The following is an 18,489-nucleotide window of genomic DNA, read 5'->3' on the forward strand; positions in this document are numbered from 1 at the left end:
ATCCCCATACTATGACCATAGATATTTGCGTGTCGAATCATTAAGATGGAGTATGCCACGTGTTCGTGTAGTCGTTTCGGACGAGAAGAAACAACGCTGGCAAGATTACGTTGGCGAAACCCCTGAATACGACAGTGTTAGCGATCTTGTCCGCAAATCCGTCGAACAGGAAATCAGCACTGAATCCAACTCCGAGATAGATCAATACGAAGAACTGTACCAGATTATGGAGGCTGTCGAATCTTTAGAAAAGAAGAACTCTCGATTGCAAGACAGTCTTGACGCCCACAGACAGAATTCTATTACAAAATCAGACATGGACGAATTAGAGAGTATGATAGGAGAAGCTATCTGGGAATATGCCAATATGATTCGAGATCTCGATGGCAACCAAGACTCTTCGACGGAGGACACTGATGAAAAATGAATTCATAGCAGATCTTGGCCTCAACGAAGAGTCGAAGGACCAGTTAGATAGAGTCTTTACCAAAATTGACGCCCGTTTCACAGAGAATACGTATCGGAACCGGAAAGTGGTCATCAAACAGTTCACAGAATTTTCAATTGAAGACGATCTGAGAGATGTAGGAAGCGTAGAAGTAGATGACTGGGTGAGCCACTTACTCACTGATGATTACGCCCCCCGTTCTGTTAGAGGGAAAGCCTACGCTCTATCTGGAGTATTCAATGAGCTGGTCACGAGAAATTTTGTTGAGTCGAACCCAGTTGAAGACGTTTCCGTAGAAGACCTCGAACAGACGAGGCAAGACCAATACCACACAGAAAACAACAAAGGGCAGTACCTCTCCATCGAAGAATACGAAAAGTTGGTCAAGGCAACAGATAATGTCCGTGACAAGGTGATGGTACGCCTTCTATGGCAAACGGGCTGTAGAGTGAGTGAAGCTGCTGATGTTCGTATTTCAGATATAGATCGAGACAACCGAAGTATAACGATCAGGAACGCTAAGTCTGGAAAATACAAGGACACCGGAACACGCACAGTCTACTATGACCGAAAATTCAGTGTTCTACTCCGTCAATATATTGACGAAGGTTATCGAGAAGGCTTTGTCGGGTTGAGTGAAGACAAAGAAGATCACGGTCACTTGCTCGTATCGAACGAAAAATACAGCCTCAACAAAGAATACATCACTAAATTCATAGCAGAGATAGCTGAACGAGCAGGAATTCAAGACGTGATGTATGAGAATCGTGCAGGTAATGAGATGAAACGAGTCAATGCCCATTTACTGCGGAAATCCTACGGCGTCCATAGGACGAAAAACGGGATGCCCATAGCCTATCTGTCCGAACTCATGGGTCACGCAGATGTGACCGTTACCAAAGAAAACTACCTCCACTTCCGAGAAGACGACATAGAAGAAGCAGAGCGTACCTACGCTCCTTAATACGAGATCTTACGGAGAAGACCTTACCAAAATACTGGTTAGGTTCTGAAACAGGTTTGTAGACACTCATGGACGACGAAGAGATCCAGTCTCACTACCGGGAGATCATTCAAGACCTTGCTGATGACGAGATCGAATACATCCGTGTAGATCTTGACGCAATCGGATTCCCTGAACAACGAGAGGAGGAATTCGGAGAGATGGCCAGAGTAGTCACCGTCGAAGACGTGGAAGAGAGCAAGATTCTCCGTCCACTCATAGCGAATATAGCCCAATCCGAGGACGAGATCGAGAACCAGTACGGAATCGAAGTCCTTGACGAAGAAGAAGCAGTCCTCTACGGAATCTAACTCTCATTCTAAACCAATATTACCGCAAGTAATTTAGGATAGGGCGTTTATTATGTAGATAGACCAACAATATAGTGAGATATCATGAGCGCACAACAACAGAAACCAGAATCAGAGGACAAGACCGTGAAGATCTGTTCTATCCACGAGATCTTCTACGACCCAGCTAAGAGAGATCAGTGTCCACTCTGTGCTAAGACTCAGTGAAAACTCACTCAGTTCTATTTTTTATTTTTTGAATCGCCTTTGCGAGTTATTCTGCGAGAGGAAGGGTACATCAGAGAACCATTCAGTTGAGAGAACGCTTCTAACGGCAGAATAGTGTTCAGCCACGACCACAGCACCAGCAGCACAGCAATACAATATAATATATAATATATTACTACTAACACTTTACATACTGTTTACTAACAAGGGTGTTTTCCTATCCACGCTCTGGTGTGAATAGACCTTTAGGGAGAAATATACATACATCTAACCGGAAATGGTAGAACAAACGATATATCAGAATGGCGAATCGGATAGAAAACAACTGAAGATGCCGAAATACGCATATCAGTGGCTCAAGAGTGACGATGGAGACTCTATGACTAAGGGTCTGAACGCATTTGAGGCTCTATTCTTTGCTAACGAGGAGTACACGGACTCTCTGACTGAAACTGAGAATTTTGTTGATTCTCAGCTATCCTCCATAGCCTCAGTAAAAACCGTGAGGGCTCTTCAAAAAATAAAAAAGAGCGATCTGGTGGTAGACACAGAGAACGACGAAATGCAGGCTCATGTGAACGTACATCTGCCTCAGGACTTCGTGAATAACCAACTCAAGGTTCAACGAGGAATCGGAGAACACATCGCTGATGCAGTGGTCAACCTTGCTGAGTCTGCCTACACGGATAGGCTTGACCGGATTAAGTGTAAGCGAGAGATCTACCAGTACATCGATGACGGCACGTACCCGTCACACCCAGTAGCGCAGGCGGTCGTTGAAGGAGATAACAGTAGGTTCGAGGGTGTGATGACGGCATATGACTTCGTATCTGCCTACAGTGACGAAGACGATGGCCTACAGGTCCATGATGATCTCACTCTGGATGATCTGAGGAGTGTCGAGCATAGTAGCGATGGAGCTGGATTCTCACAAGGTGATGGAAAAGAAGATCGAGTAGAAGCTATTCAGATTGCTTTGGAGAACGAGATTGAGAAGGACGGTATTGATCCAACTCACTATACATCTAACCAAGTAGCTGAGATAGTGAGTAATATCTACGGCATCAAGACGGATGCTACAGTTGAGTCCTACGTTGATGACCTCGATATTCACTGGGTCACGATGGTCGATTTCAACGCCCGTGAAGTGGTGTTACAGTACAAGAAGGACAAGATAGACGAAATCGAAAATGCCGATACGAGGAACAAGCAGACGAAGCTAAACAAACTCAAAAACACGTCTGCGAGCGATCTTGTGCTGAAGGATGACGAGTACATCGAAGACACAGAACTACCTGCTGAGGTGGCTCTTGAGCAGTGGAACGCTATCCTCGATGCAACCAATAGTAGTCTCAGAAAGAGTGGCATCGGGAGTATTCAGTGGGACCTCCACGAGAAGTTTGAGACGTATGTACAGAATATGAAAATGGCTCCGTTAGAGAATATGGTAGAGCAGAATTGATTAGAGCGTTTCAGATTCGAAATTCCTTTTGAGGACTATAGTAGCGTACTATTCTCCAGAATTCGTAGAGCAGATTAGCTCTCCTCAATAGATCTGGTTCTGACTGGTGGTACAGCAATCACAATTTGACGTTAGTTAGGGGTTCGAGACGAAGGAGATCTTAGGTTGTCACAGCTGGTGTGGAGGCCTGTCACTGTCATCTGGTCTACGACACCTTCCCTATGGAAGCCAAAAATAACTGCACCACCAACGACAACAGACCAATATTCATTCTCCGCTAAAATCAAACACAATCAGCTCTTCCGGATCAGACCGCTGAACCGAGTCTTCTGGCTGAGGAAATAAGGCGATATCTGGAACGTATAGAGTACTGTTAACCATTTCTTTCTTCTTAGCGAAGCCAACATCAACGAGATCATTCAGACACCTTCTAACCGTTCTTTTCTGGACTGGATTCTTCCCGTTCTGATTCTCCATGAATTCATATAGTTCTGCTACGCTGAATCCACAGTGATTCTTTCTGTAATATTTTGATACTGATAACTGTACAATCAATAACCTCTTCCGAGTTTTACTCATACAAGAATGTAGAATCTCCTGTCCTAATACTATTTACACTACTTCGTAGTGCGAATATTATTAGGGTGTTCTAACCACTATTTATGTATGAATCTGATAGATTATTTAGATGAAAGCGCAGAGTACGATGAACAGAAAGATCTCTACGAGGATTTCGCACGTAGAGCCTTAGAGCGAGATGATTTAGAGGAGTACTATGCTTCTGCATCAGAGGATGATATCTTATCCTCAATAACGATGTATGATTTTGTCGTTCAAGACCACGCTGAAGCGAATTCTGAGGACGAGGAAGGAGGTGATGACCTATGAGCGCAACTAATCAAAATCATACGTTAGACGACTTCATAGACCATTCTTCTGTATGCCCTTCGTGTGGCGTCGATAACTCACCGGAAGTGAGTGTTCCTGAAGATTCTCCCGTTGGAAGGTGTATGGATATTGATTCAGATGCAATGGTGTGTAGTGAGTGTTTCAGTAAGAAATCAGGCGTCTATAGGGCAGGTGATCGGGATGTCTGGCTCTGGTGAATCGCTGGAAAGCGTCGACTTCGACCGTTAGAACTAGTGGAATGAAGCGGGAAACCGCCGATGGTTCATGTCGAAAATTTCCCGCTTCACGAGCAATGTCGTTCAGTTAGCTAAAAATGCTGTTGGTGAGCGAGGCGAAGTCGCCGCCCCCGAAGGGGGTGGCGGCTTCGCCGAGTATGCGGTGGTGTCGCTGCACTGTCTGCGGGTTTACCTAGGAAAGTCCTACCGAGAAGCACTTGATTTGCTGAGCGAGATGCCACAAATACTTGGGAAGATCGGCCTTGACGCGGCCGATCTCCCCGATCACTCCACGCTAGTCAAGTGGTTTGACAGAATCAAAACCGAACTCTGGCGAGTGCTGCTGCGCCTGTCGGCGCAGCTGCACGAGCCAAGCGATCACGCCGCTATCGATGCGACGTTTTTCGACCGCGAAAACGCTAGCAAACACTACTGTCGGCGGACGAATTACCGGGTTCAGACGCTCAAAGCGACAGCTCTCGTCGACACAGAAAGCCAAGCGATTCTAGACGTTCACTGTACGACTGAGAAACGCCACGACACACAGCTCGGCTGGCAGGTCGCCCGACGCAACGCGGGCGACCTCGCCAGCCTCGCTGCGGACAAAGGCTATGACTGGATGGATTTACGCGAAAAACTCCGCGAAGAGGGCGTAAGACCGTTGATCAAACATCGTGAGTTCCAGCCCATCGATCACGCGCATAACGCGCGGATCGATGGACCTCAATACCGCCAACGAGCGATGTGTGAGACCGTTTTCTCCACGATTAAGCGCACGCTCGGCGACACCGTGCGTGCGCGAACTTGGTACGGCGAATTTCGTGAACTCGTCTTGATGTGTGTCGTTCACAACATCAAGCAGTCTCTGAAACCGTGAAATCAAGCTACGTCTGCTGATTCACCACGGCCGGATGGAACAGTTCATCGGTGTCGTCTCACACGACCTCAGAAACCCGCTCCACGTTGTCGAGGGGCGGCTCGAACTCGCGCGTGAGACCGGCGACCTGTCTCATCTTGAAGATGCGGAGGAAGGCGTGGCTCGCATGGAAGCGCTCATCGATGATCTGCTGACACTCGCCAGAGAGGGGTACGCGGTCGAAGATCGAACCGCCATTTCGCTTGAGACCATTGTCGAACGGACATGGGAGATGGCCAGAACGGCTGACGCGACGCTAACGGTCGAGGGGTCTGCCCCGGTGTTCGGTGACCAGAACCGCCTCAAACAGGTGTTCGAGAACCTCTTCCGGAACGCGGCGGACCACGCGGGCGATGACGTGACCGTCTGGGTGGGTCCGCTTCTCGACGACGAGGCAGCCGAGATAGATGGGGACGAGCGAACCGAGGGCCGCGTGACCGGCTTCTACGTCGCCGACGACGGACCGGGAATCCCATCCGAGAAACTGAACGATGTTCTCTCGGTTGACGGCCTCTCAGACAGTGACAACGGCCTCGGCCTGTCTATCGTTGCCCAGATCACCGACGCTCACGGCTGGGACATTTCGGTGACCGAGAGCAGGGCCGGCGGCGCACGATTCGAAGTAACCGACGGAACGAAACCGGTCTCACCGTTTCACTCTTGGTAGCGCGGCGGCGACTGGCAGGGTCCGAACCGGGTGTCCGTGCTGTCCGTGGCGGGATTGACAGATTTATTTGCTCGCCCACTATATGATAGCTCAGTGCAGACTCCGGAACAGGACATCGAAGCCGTGCTAAAAGAGTCAGGCCCGGATTACGAGGGGTTCCAGTTCGAGGCACCGGGTGGGGGCCACCAGAGCGATGTCTACATGGTAACGCTACGCCACAACGGCGAGACGTACGAGGTGGTCGTGAAGTTCAAGCCACAGGGCGATGTCCCGTTCGCGGTCGAGCCCTGTCTCCACGACTTTGTCGCCGCCCGGACCGACGTTCCTGTTCCACGCATCCTCGTCTACGAGGACGACCCTGATGCCGACGTACCACCGTATTTCGTGACCGAACGCATCCACGGCGAGAATCTGGCTGAGGAATTTGCCGGGCTTTCGACCGAGGACCGACGGCGAGTGCTAGCCCAGTCCGGACGGATCCTCGGCGACATGCACTCCGAGATCGGATTCGAGGCGTTCGGCCGACTCACGCTCCACGACGACCGGATCATCGTGAGTGACTGGATGGGTAGCTGGCGGGAGTACTTCGAGCGCCTCACCAGATCTCACCTCTCTCACCTCGATGGGACGCCCTTCGAGGACATGACAGACCGAGCGTGGGACTGCATCGAACCGGCTCTGGATATGGTGCCGGAAGACGGCGTCCCGCGTCTGGTACATGACGACTTCAGGCCGGCGAACCTGATGTTCGAGCGGACGGCGGACGCACCGATTACGGCCGTCCTCGACTGGCAGGACGTGCTCGCGGCACGGCCGGAGTACAACCTCGCACAGACCGAGTTCCTTTTCATCGACTCGTCGTTTCAGGACCCGGAACTGCGTGACTCGCTCCGAACGGCGTTCCACGAGGGGTATCAGGAGATGCGTCCGATGGAGTTCGGCGAAGGCTACGAGCAGCGACGACCACTCTATCAGCTCTCCACGCTCCTGTGGCGGATGGCCGGCTTCGAGGCCGTCTTCGCCGACGAGTCCGGCCTCGCTGTGGCTCGTGCTGAAGCCCAGTACCGCCAGCAGTTCGAGCGACTCGTCGAAGAGATACAGGCGGATTAGGCCGTTTCGGGAGACTGGCCGCCGTCGACTAGTTCCCACACAGAGTCCCAGTCGAGTGTCGTCTGTGCGCCGGGTGACCGCGTTGCGAGCGCGCCACAGGCATTAGCGACCGCGAGCGCCCGCTCTGTATCGGTCTCCTGTGCACTGGCGAGAAGGTATCCCGCGGCGAACGCGTCTCCCGCGCCTGCAGTGTCCACAGATTCTATGGGATACCCGGCGTTCGTGACTGTCCGGTCGTCGGTATACGCTGTTGCGCCGCAGTCCCCGTGTTTGACCACAACTGTCGGCACTGTCTCGAAGAGCCCGCTGTCTCTGGCATGGTCGGCCTCCCGGTCGTTGCAAAACAGGATGTCCGCATGTGAGAGGACTGCCGAGTAATCGCGGTACGGGAGCCGCCGGCCGGGGTCGAAGCTCACTGGGATGTCCGCGGTCGCGGCGTCGCGTGCGAGCGTCGCAGCTGTTGCAGGATCTTGGCCAGTCAGGTGGAGGTGGTCCGCCTCGGCCAGAGTCTCAGCCGGGAGGTCCGACGCGCAGAACGCCTCGTTAGCCCCGTCGTTTCCAAGCACCGCCACATCGCCGTTCTCGTCTACGATGAGATACTTCACCGCCGTCGACTCGTCCGACTCGACCAGTAGCGTCTCGACGCCGGTTGCTTTCAGTTCGCGCCGGGCCATATTTCCGTGATCGTCTTGGCCGACACTGCCGAGGACGAGTGGGTCCGCATCAAGCCCGGCGAGTGCGACGGCCACGTTCGACGCGCTTCCGCCGCTGGACTGCGACCGGTCGGTGATACGGCCTTCGCCGTCGGGCTCCGGGAGGTGGTCGACGTGGAGCGTCACGTCCCAGTTGATGTGGCCGGCACAGATGACGCGCATGCCAACCGCTGGGAGGGGCGCTGTGATAGCAGTTTCCCACTGAGATATATGCAGCATATTTAACATTGCCCGGGACAGACCGGCGCACATGGCAATGGTCCCCGATACTGTCCTCCCGATGAGTGGTTGGGCCAGCATACGACGACTGCAGGTAGAGGTGACTGCGTGATGCGCCACGGTGTGGCTGTCCTCGCCTGCTTAGTCGTCGTCGGCTCCCTTCCGCTGTCAGTGGCCGGCGCGAGCGTCAACGCGTCGATATCGAACGTCGAGGTGTCGCCGTCGTCACCCGCACCGGGTGAAACCGTCACGTTCGAGACGACGGTTCGAAACCTCGAGAACAGCGACGCTCCGCTCGAAATCAACGACATCGCGATCCGGAAATCCGGTGGGAGAGGTATCACAGAGTACGAGCGCGTCTCGAATCTGGGCTCGATTTCGCCGGGCAGCACACTGGAAGTGCCCCTGACTGCCTCCTTCGATTCGTCCGGAAGCAAGGACCTCCGCGTCATCGTATACGGCCGCGACCGCGGGACTGGCGACAACGTCGAACTCAGATATCCGGTGAAGCTCAACGTCGAAGAGCGTCACCCACAGGTAGATCTCACGGCCAGCGACTCTGTCGCCGGCGTCGAATCGACCGGGAACGTCACCGTCGCAAACGGGCTCGACTCCCAGATAACGAACGTCGAAGTCGTTGTCAAAGGCGACGACGTCGAAATGACACAGAGCCGAACAGTGGCGTCAAGTATCTCTCAGAATGGTTCCATGACCGCCCCGTTCCGATTCCGGCCTGAGTCCGCTGGCGAACACTCGCTGACCGCAACGGTCCACTACACGGTCGCTGGCGACACCACGCGCACCACGACCCGGACGACGGTCATCGAGTCTGATCCACTCCGGAACAGTGTGGAACTCGACACGACGGCGGTCGGTAGCGGCACCGACCGGGCGCTACGCGTTGCTGTCTCTAACGGGGCTAACGCTCCGATATCGGACGTCATGGTCAGTGCAACGTCGGAGAACGCGTCGTTCCAGCGTGTACTGCTCGAGAACATCTCAGCCAGTACGACCCGTCAGGTGCGACTGAACGCCACGATGGATGAGCCTCGTGCGGATGTCACTGTTACGGCCAACTACGAACTCGGGACCGAAACGGAGCAGACGACCGCCGAAACAACGCTCCGGTCCGTCCCGGGAACGATAGATCTCACCGGTCTCGACGTGATTCGGCAGGGGGGACGCCTCCAGATTTCCGGGAGTGCGAGCAACGTCGGCTCAACGGATGCTGACAGCGTCCTCGTCAGTGTCGTCAACACCGAGAACGTCACTCCGGCGACGCCGAATCGCGACTACTTCGTCGGCACGGTTCCGTCCAGTGACTTCGTCTCCTTCGACGTGTACGCCCGGACGGAGGGGAACGTCACGTCGGTGCCACTGGAAGTGACCTACCTCGTCGACGACACGCGGAAGCGACAGACGTTCGAAGTAAATACCGACCAGATGGGCGGTGTGGCACCACAGCCCGACCAGAACGGCGACAGCGGGAGTAGTGACCAGAACAGTATGCTGCCGGTGTTCGTCGCTGGCGGGCTGGCGCTACTGGTCGTCGTCGGTGTCCTCGTGCGCCGCTACCGAAGCAGTGACGACGATATCGAGGTATGACGGTTATCGACGCACAGGGGCTGGTCAAGCGGTACCGCACCGGGGGCCAGACCCTCTATGCACTGGCTGGTATCGACTTCGCCCTCGAAGCCGGCGAGTTCGTTTCGATTATGGGGCCAAGCGGCAGTGGCAAGACGACCCTGCTGAACATCCTCGGGCTGCTGGATACGCCGACCGAAGGAACCGTTCTGCTGGAGGGGCAGGACGTGACTGGACTCGGCGACAGCAAGCGGACCGCGCTCCGCAAGCGGACGATCGGGTTCGTGTTCCAGCACTTCTATCTCCTGCCGACGCTGACTGCCGTCGAGAACGTCGAGGTCCCCCTGCTGTTGGACAGTGACCCGAAGGTCAAAAAACGGGCCAGAACGCTCTTAGAGCGGCTCGGGCTCGGAGACCGACTCGACCACAAGCCCGACGAGCTATCGGGCGGCCAGAAGCAACGCGTCGCCATCGCACGCTCGCTCATCAACAGCCCGAAGGTCGTGCTCGCCGATGAGCCGACGGGCAACCTCGACAGCGAAACCGGGCGACAGATACTCGACGAGTTCCGCCGTATCGCCGACGAAGACGACGTGGCAATCGTCGCGGTCACCCACGACGACTTGGTCAACGAATACGTCGACCGGACCGTCCATCTGGTCGACGGCACCATCGGGAGGGAACGCAAGAATGGCGGGTAGGTTCTTCCCGGCCGCGCTGATGGCGCGGCGCAACCTCACACGGACGAAGATGCGGTCACTGCTGGCGTCGCTGGGTATCGTCATCGGTGTCGTTGCCATCGCTTCGCTGGGGATGTTCGGCGTCGCACTCCAGTACTCATTTACCCAGAACCTCGGCAACGTCGGAAATCAGCTTACGGTATACCCGAACTCCGGCGAAAATATCACCGAGCTCAACGAACGCGATATCCGTTCGATTCGCAGAGAGACGAGCCCAACAGCGACTGTCTCACCGGTAAAGACGCGCGTGGAGCCGGTGTCGTACAACCGCGAGGACGCGGTACGGGAAACGATATACGGCGTCGAGGATCCGGCAGCACTGTACGAGGCCAAAGAGGGACGGGTATCGCCGTTCCGATCCGGTGCGCTCGTCGGGTCAGCAGTCGCGGAGGAGCACGACCTGCATCCGGGAAGTCAGATCACTGTCAACGGGACCAGCGTCCGTATCCGGGCCGTGCTCGAAGAAGGCGACCCGTTCTCCTCGACGAACCCCGATAACCGAATCATCATGCCGGCTACGTCGTTCAGCCAGCGGGGGTACTCGGAAGTGTACGTTATCGAGTCCACTGGGACGCAGGCCAACGAAACAGCCATGGGGATACGCGACTCGCTCAACGACCGCGAGCAGCGGGTCTTCGTTCAGGAACTAGGCTCGCTCGTCGACACCATCGAAGAACAGTTCCAGATCATCAACACCGTTCTTGCCGGCATCGCATCGATCTCGTTGCTCGTGGCCGGCATCTCGATCCTCAACGTCATGCTGATGTCCACTGTCGAACGCCGGGAAGAGATCGGCGTCCTCAGAGCAGTCGGCTACCAGAAGCGGGATGTCCTCAAAGTGATGTTGATGGAAGCGACGCTGCTCGGGTTCCTCGGAGGCATCGCTGGCGTCATTCTGAGTGTCGGTGCCGGACTGGCAATAAACCACTATGCCGTCGGCGACGCGATGGCCGTCTTCAGGCTGCCAAACGCTTGGTACGTCGGTGCAGCGTTCTCCTTTGGGGTGCTGACGAGTATCGTCAGCGGGCTGTATCCGGCTTGGAAAGCAGCGAGCGAGGAACCGGTCGACGCGCTACGCGGTTAAATCGTCGCGTCGACGCCCGGTTCCAGCAGCGGGTCGGTCCGGTCGACCGACAGGGAGTCGAACTGTGCAAGCCAGTTTTCGTCGCCGCGCTCGAAGGCCTCCAGCGCGTCACCGACGGTGTAGGTCCGGGCGTCGTCCGAGCACGGGAACACGCCCTCCAGTTCGTCACCGTCGTAGATCGCCAGCGAGACGACCGGGAAGACGACAACGTCGTCGACGCGATCCATCCCGACGTAACTCCGATTTCGCCGCTCGAAGGCCGGTTCGAGCGAGTGTCCGTTCTGGCCCGCCCAGTCTTTGAACTCTTCGTAGGTCTGGATGGCTTCGTCCCGCTTGTCTTCCGCCATTGTCCTGATCCGCTGCCACTCGCCAGCGACCATCGACTCGCTGAACACGCCGTTGGCCTCCAGTCGCTTTACGCGATTGAGTACCTGCTGTTGTGCGTCGAACGTGCCGTAGGTATCTCCACGAAGATACAGTTCCGCCCGAAGATGTGTGTCCCCTGTCATAGCTTTCTCATCGCTAGCTTCTCCGGAGACCCTGAAAACTCTTTCCCAGACTCATGCGCTACCATACAACACACAATCTATACCAAGAACCAACAGTATGAGTCGCTCTATACGGATAATATGGAGTATTTACCTGACTGGGGAATCCCCTTATACTATTAAGATTCCAACAGCTATTTTCCTCTTAGGTCGATGTTAGTTTCGATATCTGTCGAACAAATCTGACGTGCATTCCTTCTAGTTGAGACGGAGAATTCATAGATTTATAAGAAACCGAATATTTGTCTGTCCGAGGCATTGGTGCTCAAACAGCCCCGTGACGACCGGTTCGAGATTTCGCTGGCTGTGTGTTTCACAGTTCTTGTTCGACCCCGGACCCAGTAGTGACATCATATGTCTCTGTTACACTTGCCGGTTCAGGGACAGATGCGCCCGAGAATATTCGATAGCTGCCGAAATTGGCGTCGGTCGATGTCGAAAATACGAGTAACCGAACCCGTTTGTTCTACCGGCCGCTCGCTAATCGGCAGCGGGTATCGAAGTATAGGTGTCTTGCGGCTCACTCTGTTCGCCACTCGACTATTCGAGAGCCCCCACACGTTCGGGATCTCGCTGCTCGCGGTTTTACCGCACGCTATTTCGAGGGCCGTTCACTGCGTTCGCGGCCCTCGCGGTTCGCGGCTCACGCCGTTCACCGCTCACATCCCGCGGTTCTCGCTCCCGCTGGTCGCTCAAACCGCGCTAGTCGTCAGCGTGCGCTTCCGCACCACTCGCAACAACATCAATCTCGCCAGCGTCCAGTTCTTCTTCGATTTCGCGAGCGGCCTGCACCATATTCTCCATCTTGCCGCGGGCGACCTCGCGGGGCAGGAGCTTCACGCCACAGTCCGGGGAAACGGTGAGTCGTTCTGGCGGGACGACTTCCAGCCCTTTCTTGATGTTCTGCTTGATCTCTTCGACGGATTCGACCTCTGCCGTGTGTGCATCCAGCACGCCCATCGCGAAGTCCTTCGTGAACTCGTGCTCTTTGAACACGTCGAGCTGGTCGTAGTCGCCGTTAGCGAGTTCGAGGTCGTACTCGTGGACGGGGTAGTCGAGAATCTCGGGGTAGATTCGTGAGTAGTCGCCGTAACAGACGTGCAGGCCGAGGCGCACGTCTTCGGGGATCTCGTCGACGATGCGCTCCAGACACTCGCCGACGATGGCGTGGTCGTCCGGCGTCGTGGCGAGGGCCGGCTCGTCGATTTGGATGTAGCGAGCGCCGGCCTCGACCAGCGCCTCGATTTCCTCGTTGACGAGGTCGGCCAGTTCGTAGGCCAGTTGCTCCTCGCTGTCGTACACTTCGTTGAACGACCAGTTCGCCAGCGTGTACGGGCCCGTAATCGGGACTTTGACCGGCCGCTCGGCGACCTCGTCGGTGAACTCGAACTCCTCGACGAGCCACTGCTCGCCGTACTCGACCTCGTCGGCGACGCTTGGCTTGTCGAAGTAGTTGTGGCCCCACACCTTCACGCGGCCGTTGAACTCGTAGCCGTCGATGCGGTGGGCGAAGTACTCCACCATCTCGTTGCGGCGCATCTCGCCGTCACAGATAACGTCGAGACCCGCTCGCTCGTGCTCGTGGGTGATGAGCCGCGAGGCGTCGTCTTTCGATTCTTCCCACTCGTCTTCGCCGAAGTCGGCGTCCTCGTCCTCGAACAGCTCCCGCGCCCGGTCGTGCCACTTCGGCTTGGGGTAGGAGCCGACGACGGTCGTCAGCAGGAAGTGGTCGTTCGGGTGGTCCGCCGGTTTGAACTGATCTCGTGGTCCTGTCATCGTTATGCCTCCGCCGCCTCCAGATCAGCGGCGTTCGCGAGCGCTTCGAGTTTGTCTTCGAACTTGTTCACCGGGAGATAGAACGTTTCCGTGTTCGCCGTCGCGTAGACGGTGTCGTAGGCGGTGTTGGTCTGCTGTTCGAACCAGTCGATACGGTCCCGAATCGTCTCTGGGGACTCGACGAGCGTGTTCTGGCCGTCGACGACACCAAGCGCCACGTCGTCTTTCGTGCCGTACTCCTGAACGTTGTAGACGGTCTGGTCGTGGCTCGAAACGAGGTCGAAGCCGATGGCGTCCACGGCGGCGTCCATCAGGTGCGCGTAGGCCTTCTCCTCGATTGCGCCCCAGTAGGTGTGGGCGACGACCTCGGCGTCGGCGGCCGAGGCGACGGCATCGATTGCCGCGGCGGCGCGTTCGTCCTCGCCGTCAGCGGGGGCGTTCTCGACCAGCGACGGTTCCAGCAGGAACAGCGTCTCGACCTCGGGGAAGGCGTTCACTTCCTCGACGAGGAAGTCGGCGATGGCGTCGAGGAACTCGGCGTCGTCGCCGTAGTGCTCGTCGGTCGCGAGGTCGGCGAGCGAGTAGGGACCAGGCAGGACGGCCTGGAGCCCCGAGTCGACGAGGTCGGCCGCGGCACCGAGGTCTGCGGCGACGTCGCCGCCGTCAGCACTGAGGTCACCTTGCACGACCGGCTCTCGGTAGAAGTTGTTGTTGTCGTAGTAGCGGACGATGCCTTTCGTCTCCACGCTGTCGTGGACTGCAAGCGGGTGTGCGAGCATGTCATCCCAGCGGAGTTGGCCCTCGACCACGCGGTCGAGTCCGGCGTCTTGCTGGATGGAGATGACGTCCTCGCGTGCCTCGTCGTAGGCCGCGACGACCTCGCCGGACTCGTCGCCCGAGATGAGATCGGTCTTCTGATGGCCTTTCAGATCTGCCAATTCGTCTTTGGCCCAGTCCGGAAGCGGAAAGAGCCCAGGGGTCGTGGCGATTACCTGTGTCATTGCCGTTGGGTAGGAAATGACGGGCTTTAATATTTCCTATTCGATTTAATGCTTGTCGGTAATCAAGCGCGGTAGAACCGCAAGACGACGAGCGCCTCGTATGGGTGTTTCTCACTCGCAAGCTGCTCGCTCGCTAGGCCGTGTTCGGTCGCGTACGCTCGCACTGCTTCCGGGTCCGTGAGACTGCTGACGAGCATGAGCGCCTCGCCGCTCGGGGTCAGCACGCGCTCGACGGTTTCGAGAAACGGGTCGACGAGTCGGCGGCCGTCGTCGCCGCCCGACAGCGCGTGTTCCATCCAGTCGTCCCACTCCTGTTCGGGTGGCGTCGGCAAGTAAGGTGGATTGAACGCCACGAGGTCGAAGGCGTCTGCCCGGAACGGCTCGACGAGGTCGCCGCGAACGACCGGGACGCCGTTGTCGGCCGCCTCTCGGCAGGCCAGCGGACTCACGTCGACACCGACCGCCCGCGCACCGGCGTCTGCAAGTGTCGCGGCGACGTAGCCGGAGCCTGTCCCCACATCGAGAACGGTATCATCCGCGTCCACTCGCTCGCGGGCTGTTCTGGCCAGCAGGTCCGAGTCCTCGGCGGGCTGGTACACCGATTCGACGCCGCGCTGATCGGCCAGCGATGGACGGTTCTCTGTGTCCTCTCGCTCACCGGACTCCTCACCCATCTCAGGCCTCCGGTTGGCCGACCTCGTAGGCGAGCGTCGCCAGCGTGGCGAAGTCGGCCGGCGTCAGCTTCCCGGCACGGGCGCTCATGAGGTCTTCGTCGGCGGCCTCGACCACCGCGTCAGGGTCGCCCAGCCCGGAGATGTGGGCCGTGTTGCGGACGGCGTTGCGCATCGTCTTCCGGCGCTGGGTGAACACCGCCTTCAGGAAGTCCATGAAGAAGTCGTCGCTGGGAACGGTGTAGTCGGGTTGTCGCGGCGTCGTCCGGACGAGCGCGCTCGTGACGCGCGGTTGCGGGTCGAACGCTTCTGGCGGCACTGTCTCGACCACTTCTACGTCGGCGTAGTGGCCCGCCGTGACCGACAGCCGGCCGTAGTCGTCTGTCGCCGGGTCGGCGGCCATCCGTTCGGCGAACTCCTGCTGGAACATCAACAAGAGTGGGCGCTGCTCCGGCAGTAGCCGGAAGGCGATCTCCGACGACGCGCCGTACGGTAAGTTCGAGATGCTAGCGGTGAACTCGGGTAAGTCGACTTCGAGCGCGTCGCCCTCGACAACGGTGAGGCGGTCCGCTGCGATTTCGTCAGCGAACTCCTCGCGGAGATGGGCCGCGAAATCCGGGTCGCGTTCGATTGCGGTCACACGCTCGGCCGTCGCGAGCAGGCGGTCCGTCAGCGCGCCCGGGCCCGCACCGATCTCCAGCACGTGCGAGAGGTCAACGTCCGCATCTATTGCGTACTCCGGAATGCGGTCCAGTACCCGGTCGTCGACGAGGAAGTGCTGGTCCTGCCGGGTGTCGGCCCGTTTGCCGGCCCGCCGGACGAGCGCGTCGGGGTCCCGAGTCCCTGTCTCTGTCGTAGTCATTAGCGAGCCGTAGCGGGTCGCGGTAGAAAAGGGTCGCCTTATACTGGTGGCTGTAAGTTCAGCTGATTGCAGCCGACCGTCTCAGGAGGACTGTTCCTCGCGCCGGACGAACAGCCGGTATTTGAGGTCGTCGTCCTGTAGCTCTTCGAGTATCCGTTCGACGAGCGTCTCTTTGGGGCTGTGGAGGCCGCTGACGCGCTCTTCGAGGTCTTCGAAGCTCTGGAAGGGCTTTCGCTTTCGCTCGTCGAGAATCGTGTTCCGGAGCTTCTTCCCGATGCCCGGCAGGAGGTTCAACTGGTGGAGCCGAAGCGTGATCGGTTGGGCGTCGTTGTAGAAGTCGACGAACCGCTGTTCGTTCGCTTCGACAATCTCCTCGACGGCGTAGTCGAGCTCCGAGCGGGCACCGCTCGGGATATCCTCGAACTCGACTTCGGTCACGCGGCCGAACTCCGTCAGGTCAACGCGGTCACCGAAGGCGATGTCAACGTCCTTGTCGTCGAGCTGCAGCTCGTAGATGTAGAACTCGTCGATATCGAGCGCGTACGCGAGCGGCTCCTTCTGGTGTTGTGGCCGGTCGTCTCCGGGCCGCCCGTGTGGGAGGACATCGAGGACAGCCGCCATCATAGAGTCGCCGCCGCTCTCCGATTCAGTCATGTCCGGCAGTACGAGCACAGCACACTTAATGCCGGTGGATACCCCGAACCGCTTCACGGGGCGCCGTCGCTGTCTTTGTGTTCGACGGCAGTGGAAAGCGACCACTGTCCGCGTGGCTGGTCGTCGTCGAAATCAGAGAAGAGCGGCGGCAGCCGAACTGACGGCGTCGTTACGCGTACTGCTTGACGATGTTGATGATATCGTCGAGTTCGTCGCCGTCGAGCGTGTACCGCTCCTGAGCGAACACGGCGCGGAGCTCGTCGCGGTCCAGCGGCCGGAGGTTCGCGATCTTGTAGGCCGTCGGCGTGTCGACCTTCTCGAGTTCTTCGAGCTCTTCGACCAGTTGCAGCGACTCCTCGGGGTCGAGGAGGGCAAACCGGTTGACGTGCTCGATGGCTCGCTTGAGCTCGTAGCGCATCTCGCGGTCCTCCTCGGCTGCCCGCTCCATCTCGAGGTCTTCGAGTATCTCCTTGGTCTCCGCGACCGTCAGGAACTCCTCACTGACTTTTTCTTTGAAGATCGTCATTCTTGCCGGCGCAGGTGCGCAGCGGTGACGATGATGGTCTTTTCCTTGCCACCGTCGACAATGTCGACCTTGTACGCGTCACCCTGCGTCCCTTCGACGGTTCCGGTCTGGCCGTCGAACCGCGGGTGGAAGCGGCCGTTGGGCACGGACGGGTCGATCTTGAGGTGGACTTTCTCGCCGTTGTCGAACTCTTCGACGGCGCGCTGGGGCGGCGACGTGCCGCGGTCGCGGGGCTTGTTCTTGAGCTTGCCTCGTGTTCCTTCGAGAGGTCCGTTTGAACTAGGCATTCTTGCTCTTCGCTAATCCGGTCGCCCTAATAAAACGTGCGTTCCGCGACCGTCGCTGGTCACGCTCTTGCAGTCGCTACAGACCCGAGTGGAAAACTACAGCGGCGAGTCGATTACAGGCGACCGGTGCTCTCGACGGAGACCGACTCGACGTCGTCGACGTTCGCAAAGGCCTCTTCGACGGCTTCCGTGCCGCCAGTGTCGTCAGGGACGATGACCGTCGGCGTCAGCGCGACGAGGCCGAAGGCGACGTCCTCGCGCTCGAACCCGTTGATCTTCGTTCCTTCCGGAAGCACGCCCTCGAGACGCTCCTGCAGGTCGTCGAGGTCGACTTCGGGGCTCTCCGGCATGACCTTGATCTTGGCTGCTACTTTCCCCATTGTTATGGCCCCATGAAGCCGCAGTCCGGGCACTTGTAGAGGTTGCTCTGCTTGCGGCAGGTGGCACAGCGGTAGATCTGCTGACCACAGTCCGGGCACTTGAACGCAGCGGCGTTCGTGCCGGCGATGTTGATGCCACACGAGACGCACTTGCGCGCCTGTTTCTGTTGGCTCTCGCTCATACCACTCCGTATCC

23 protein-coding genes are annotated in these 18,489 nt (G+C 57.5%); 11 read left to right on the top strand and 12 right to left on the bottom strand.

All coding sequences use genetic code 11. The features are described from left to right. Nucleotides 1-52 precede the first annotated feature (52 nt). The 4 genes from Har1129_RS01125 to Har1129_RS01140 all read left to right on the top strand — a co-directional run bounded on the left by Har1129_RS01125 (nt 53) and on the right by Har1129_RS01140 (nt 3,431). Nucleotides 53-427, top strand: coding sequence for a hypothetical protein (locus tag Har1129_RS01125; protein WP_151098977.1), 375 nt, complete (start codon nt 53-55; stop codon nt 425-427). Next, a complete protein-coding gene (locus Har1129_RS01130; protein WP_191906105.1) occupies nt 417-1,412 on the top strand; it encodes a tyrosine-type recombinase/integrase in 996 nt (331 codons plus the stop codon). The genes Har1129_RS01125 and Har1129_RS01130 overlap by 11 nt, the downstream gene beginning before the upstream one ends. A gap of 68 nt (nt 1,413-1,480) precedes the next feature. Beyond that, nucleotides 1,481-1,762, top strand: a complete 282-nt coding sequence (locus tag Har1129_RS01135) for a hypothetical protein (RefSeq protein ID WP_151098979.1) — start codon at nt 1,481-1,483, stop codon at nt 1,760-1,762. 586 nt (nt 1,763-2,348) lie between these two features. Continuing rightward, nucleotides 2,349-3,431: a hypothetical protein gene (locus tag Har1129_RS01140; RefSeq protein WP_151098980.1), complete on the top strand. Its 1,083-nt coding sequence runs from the start codon at nt 2,349-2,351 to the stop codon at nt 3,429-3,431. A gap of 267 nt (nt 3,432-3,698) precedes the next feature. On the opposite strand, the gene Har1129_RS01145 is transcribed toward Har1129_RS01140, so the two are convergent. Next, a complete protein-coding gene (locus Har1129_RS01145; RefSeq protein WP_151098981.1) occupies nt 3,699-4,010 on the bottom strand; it encodes a hypothetical protein in 312 nt (103 codons plus the stop codon). An 87-nt stretch (nt 4,011-4,097) separates the two neighbouring features. Here Har1129_RS01145 and Har1129_RS01150 point away from each other — a divergent pair, with 87 nt between their 5' ends. The 4 genes from Har1129_RS01150 (at nt 4,098) to Har1129_RS01165 (ending at nt 7,248) form a co-directional block, all read left to right on the top strand. Further along, on the top strand, nt 4,098-4,319 hold the full coding sequence (locus Har1129_RS01150; protein ID WP_151098982.1) for a hypothetical protein: 222 nt from the start codon (nt 4,098-4,100) through the stop codon (nt 4,317-4,319). Between the two features lie 285 nt (nt 4,320-4,604). Continuing rightward, nucleotides 4,605-5,432: an IS5 family transposase gene (locus tag Har1129_RS01155; RefSeq protein WP_151098983.1), complete on the top strand. Its 828-nt coding sequence runs from the start codon at nt 4,605-4,607 to the stop codon at nt 5,430-5,432. A gap of 34 nt (nt 5,433-5,466) precedes the next feature. Then, on the top strand, nt 5,467-6,138 hold the full coding sequence (locus Har1129_RS01160) for a HAMP domain-containing sensor histidine kinase (RefSeq protein WP_225307712.1): 672 nt from the start codon (nt 5,467-5,469) through the stop codon (nt 6,136-6,138). Nucleotides 6,139-6,231: 93 nt separating this feature from the next. Next, a complete protein-coding gene (locus tag Har1129_RS01165; RefSeq protein WP_151098984.1) occupies nt 6,232-7,248 on the top strand; it encodes a phosphotransferase family protein in 1,017 nt (338 codons plus the stop codon). Here the strand turns inward: Har1129_RS01165 and Har1129_RS01170 are convergent. Next, nucleotides 7,245-8,123 (bottom strand): carbohydrate kinase family protein, encoded by an 879-nt coding sequence (locus Har1129_RS01170; RefSeq protein ID WP_151098985.1) that lies wholly within the window; start codon nt 8,121-8,123, stop codon nt 7,245-7,247. The two genes, Har1129_RS01165 and Har1129_RS01170, sit on opposite strands and share 4 nt — an antisense overlap. 168 nt (nt 8,124-8,291) lie before the next feature. On the opposite strand from Har1129_RS01170, the gene Har1129_RS01175 reads away from it, so the two are divergent. The 3 genes from Har1129_RS01175 to Har1129_RS01185 are packed head-to-tail and all read left to right on the top strand — an operon-like array spanning nt 8,292 to nt 11,588. Beyond that, nucleotides 8,292-9,785 (top strand): hypothetical protein, encoded by a 1,494-nt coding sequence (locus Har1129_RS01175; RefSeq protein ID WP_151098986.1) that lies wholly within the window; start codon nt 8,292-8,294, stop codon nt 9,783-9,785. Beyond that, entirely contained in the window at nt 9,782-10,465 is a 684-nt protein-coding gene (locus Har1129_RS01180; protein WP_151098987.1) for an ABC transporter ATP-binding protein, read from the top strand. Before Har1129_RS01175 ends, Har1129_RS01180 begins: the two co-directional genes overlap by 4 nt. Beyond that, nucleotides 10,455-11,588: an ABC transporter permease gene (locus Har1129_RS01185; protein WP_151098988.1), complete on the top strand. Its 1,134-nt coding sequence runs from the start codon at nt 10,455-10,457 to the stop codon at nt 11,586-11,588. Before Har1129_RS01180 ends, Har1129_RS01185 begins: the two co-directional genes overlap by 11 nt. Here the strand turns inward: Har1129_RS01185 and Har1129_RS01190 are convergent. The 10 genes from Har1129_RS01190 to Har1129_RS01235 all read right to left on the bottom strand — a co-directional run bounded on the left by Har1129_RS01190 (nt 11,585) and on the right by Har1129_RS01235 (nt 18,475). After that, nucleotides 11,585-12,097: an HTH domain-containing protein gene (locus Har1129_RS01190; protein WP_151098989.1), complete on the bottom strand. Its 513-nt coding sequence runs from the start codon at nt 12,095-12,097 to the stop codon at nt 11,585-11,587. The two genes, Har1129_RS01185 and Har1129_RS01190, sit on opposite strands and share 4 nt — an antisense overlap. Before the next feature lie 741 nt (nt 12,098-12,838). Beyond that, the gene (locus Har1129_RS01195; protein WP_151098990.1) at nt 12,839-13,912 is read right to left on the bottom strand and encodes a methionine synthase; all 1,074 of its coding nucleotides are present in this window, start codon (nt 13,910-13,912) and stop codon (nt 12,839-12,841) included. 2 nt (nt 13,913-13,914) lie between these two features. Then, entirely contained in the window at nt 13,915-14,913 is a 999-nt protein-coding gene (locus Har1129_RS01200; RefSeq protein ID WP_151098991.1) for a 5-methyltetrahydropteroyltriglutamate--homocysteine methyltransferase, read from the bottom strand. A gap of 62 nt (nt 14,914-14,975) precedes the next feature. Next, complete coding sequence (locus Har1129_RS01205; RefSeq protein WP_151098992.1) at nt 14,976-15,587, bottom strand: HemK2/MTQ2 family protein methyltransferase; 612 nt, start codon at nt 15,585-15,587, stop codon at nt 14,976-14,978. Nucleotide 15,588: 1 nt separating this feature from the next. Next, entirely contained in the window at nt 15,589-16,446 is an 858-nt protein-coding gene (locus tag Har1129_RS01210; RefSeq protein ID WP_151098993.1) for a 16S ribosomal RNA methyltransferase A, read from the bottom strand. 81 nt (nt 16,447-16,527) lie between these two features. Further along, nucleotides 16,528-17,100, bottom strand: a complete 573-nt coding sequence (locus tag Har1129_RS01215; RefSeq protein WP_049919706.1) for a DUF655 domain-containing protein — start codon at nt 17,098-17,100, stop codon at nt 16,528-16,530. 169 nt (nt 17,101-17,269) lie between these two features. Then, nucleotides 17,270-17,626, bottom strand: coding sequence for an RNA polymerase Rpb4 family protein (locus tag Har1129_RS01220; RefSeq protein WP_151098994.1), 357 nt, complete (start codon nt 17,624-17,626; stop codon nt 17,270-17,272). Next, nucleotides 17,623-17,913 carry a 50S ribosomal protein L21e gene (locus tag Har1129_RS01225; protein ID WP_151098995.1) on the bottom strand — a complete coding sequence of 97 codons (291 nt, stop codon included), beginning with the start codon at nt 17,911-17,913 and terminating at the stop codon, nt 17,623-17,625. The genes Har1129_RS01220 and Har1129_RS01225 overlap by 4 nt, the downstream gene beginning before the upstream one ends. Nucleotides 17,914-18,026: 113 nt before the next feature. After that, nucleotides 18,027-18,293, bottom strand: a complete 267-nt coding sequence (locus Har1129_RS01230; protein ID WP_004593354.1) for an elongation factor 1-beta — start codon at nt 18,291-18,293, stop codon at nt 18,027-18,029. A gap of 2 nt (nt 18,294-18,295) precedes the next feature. Then, on the bottom strand, nt 18,296-18,475 hold the full coding sequence (locus tag Har1129_RS01235; RefSeq protein WP_004516620.1) for an HVO_2753 family zinc finger protein: 180 nt from the start codon (nt 18,473-18,475) through the stop codon (nt 18,296-18,298). Between the last annotated feature and the right edge of the window lie 14 nt (nt 18,476-18,489).

Origin of the sequence: Haloarcula sp. CBA1129 (genome assembly GCF_008729015.1) — an archaeon.
Lineage (GTDB): Archaea > Halobacteriota > Halobacteria > Halobacteriales > Haloarculaceae > Haloarcula.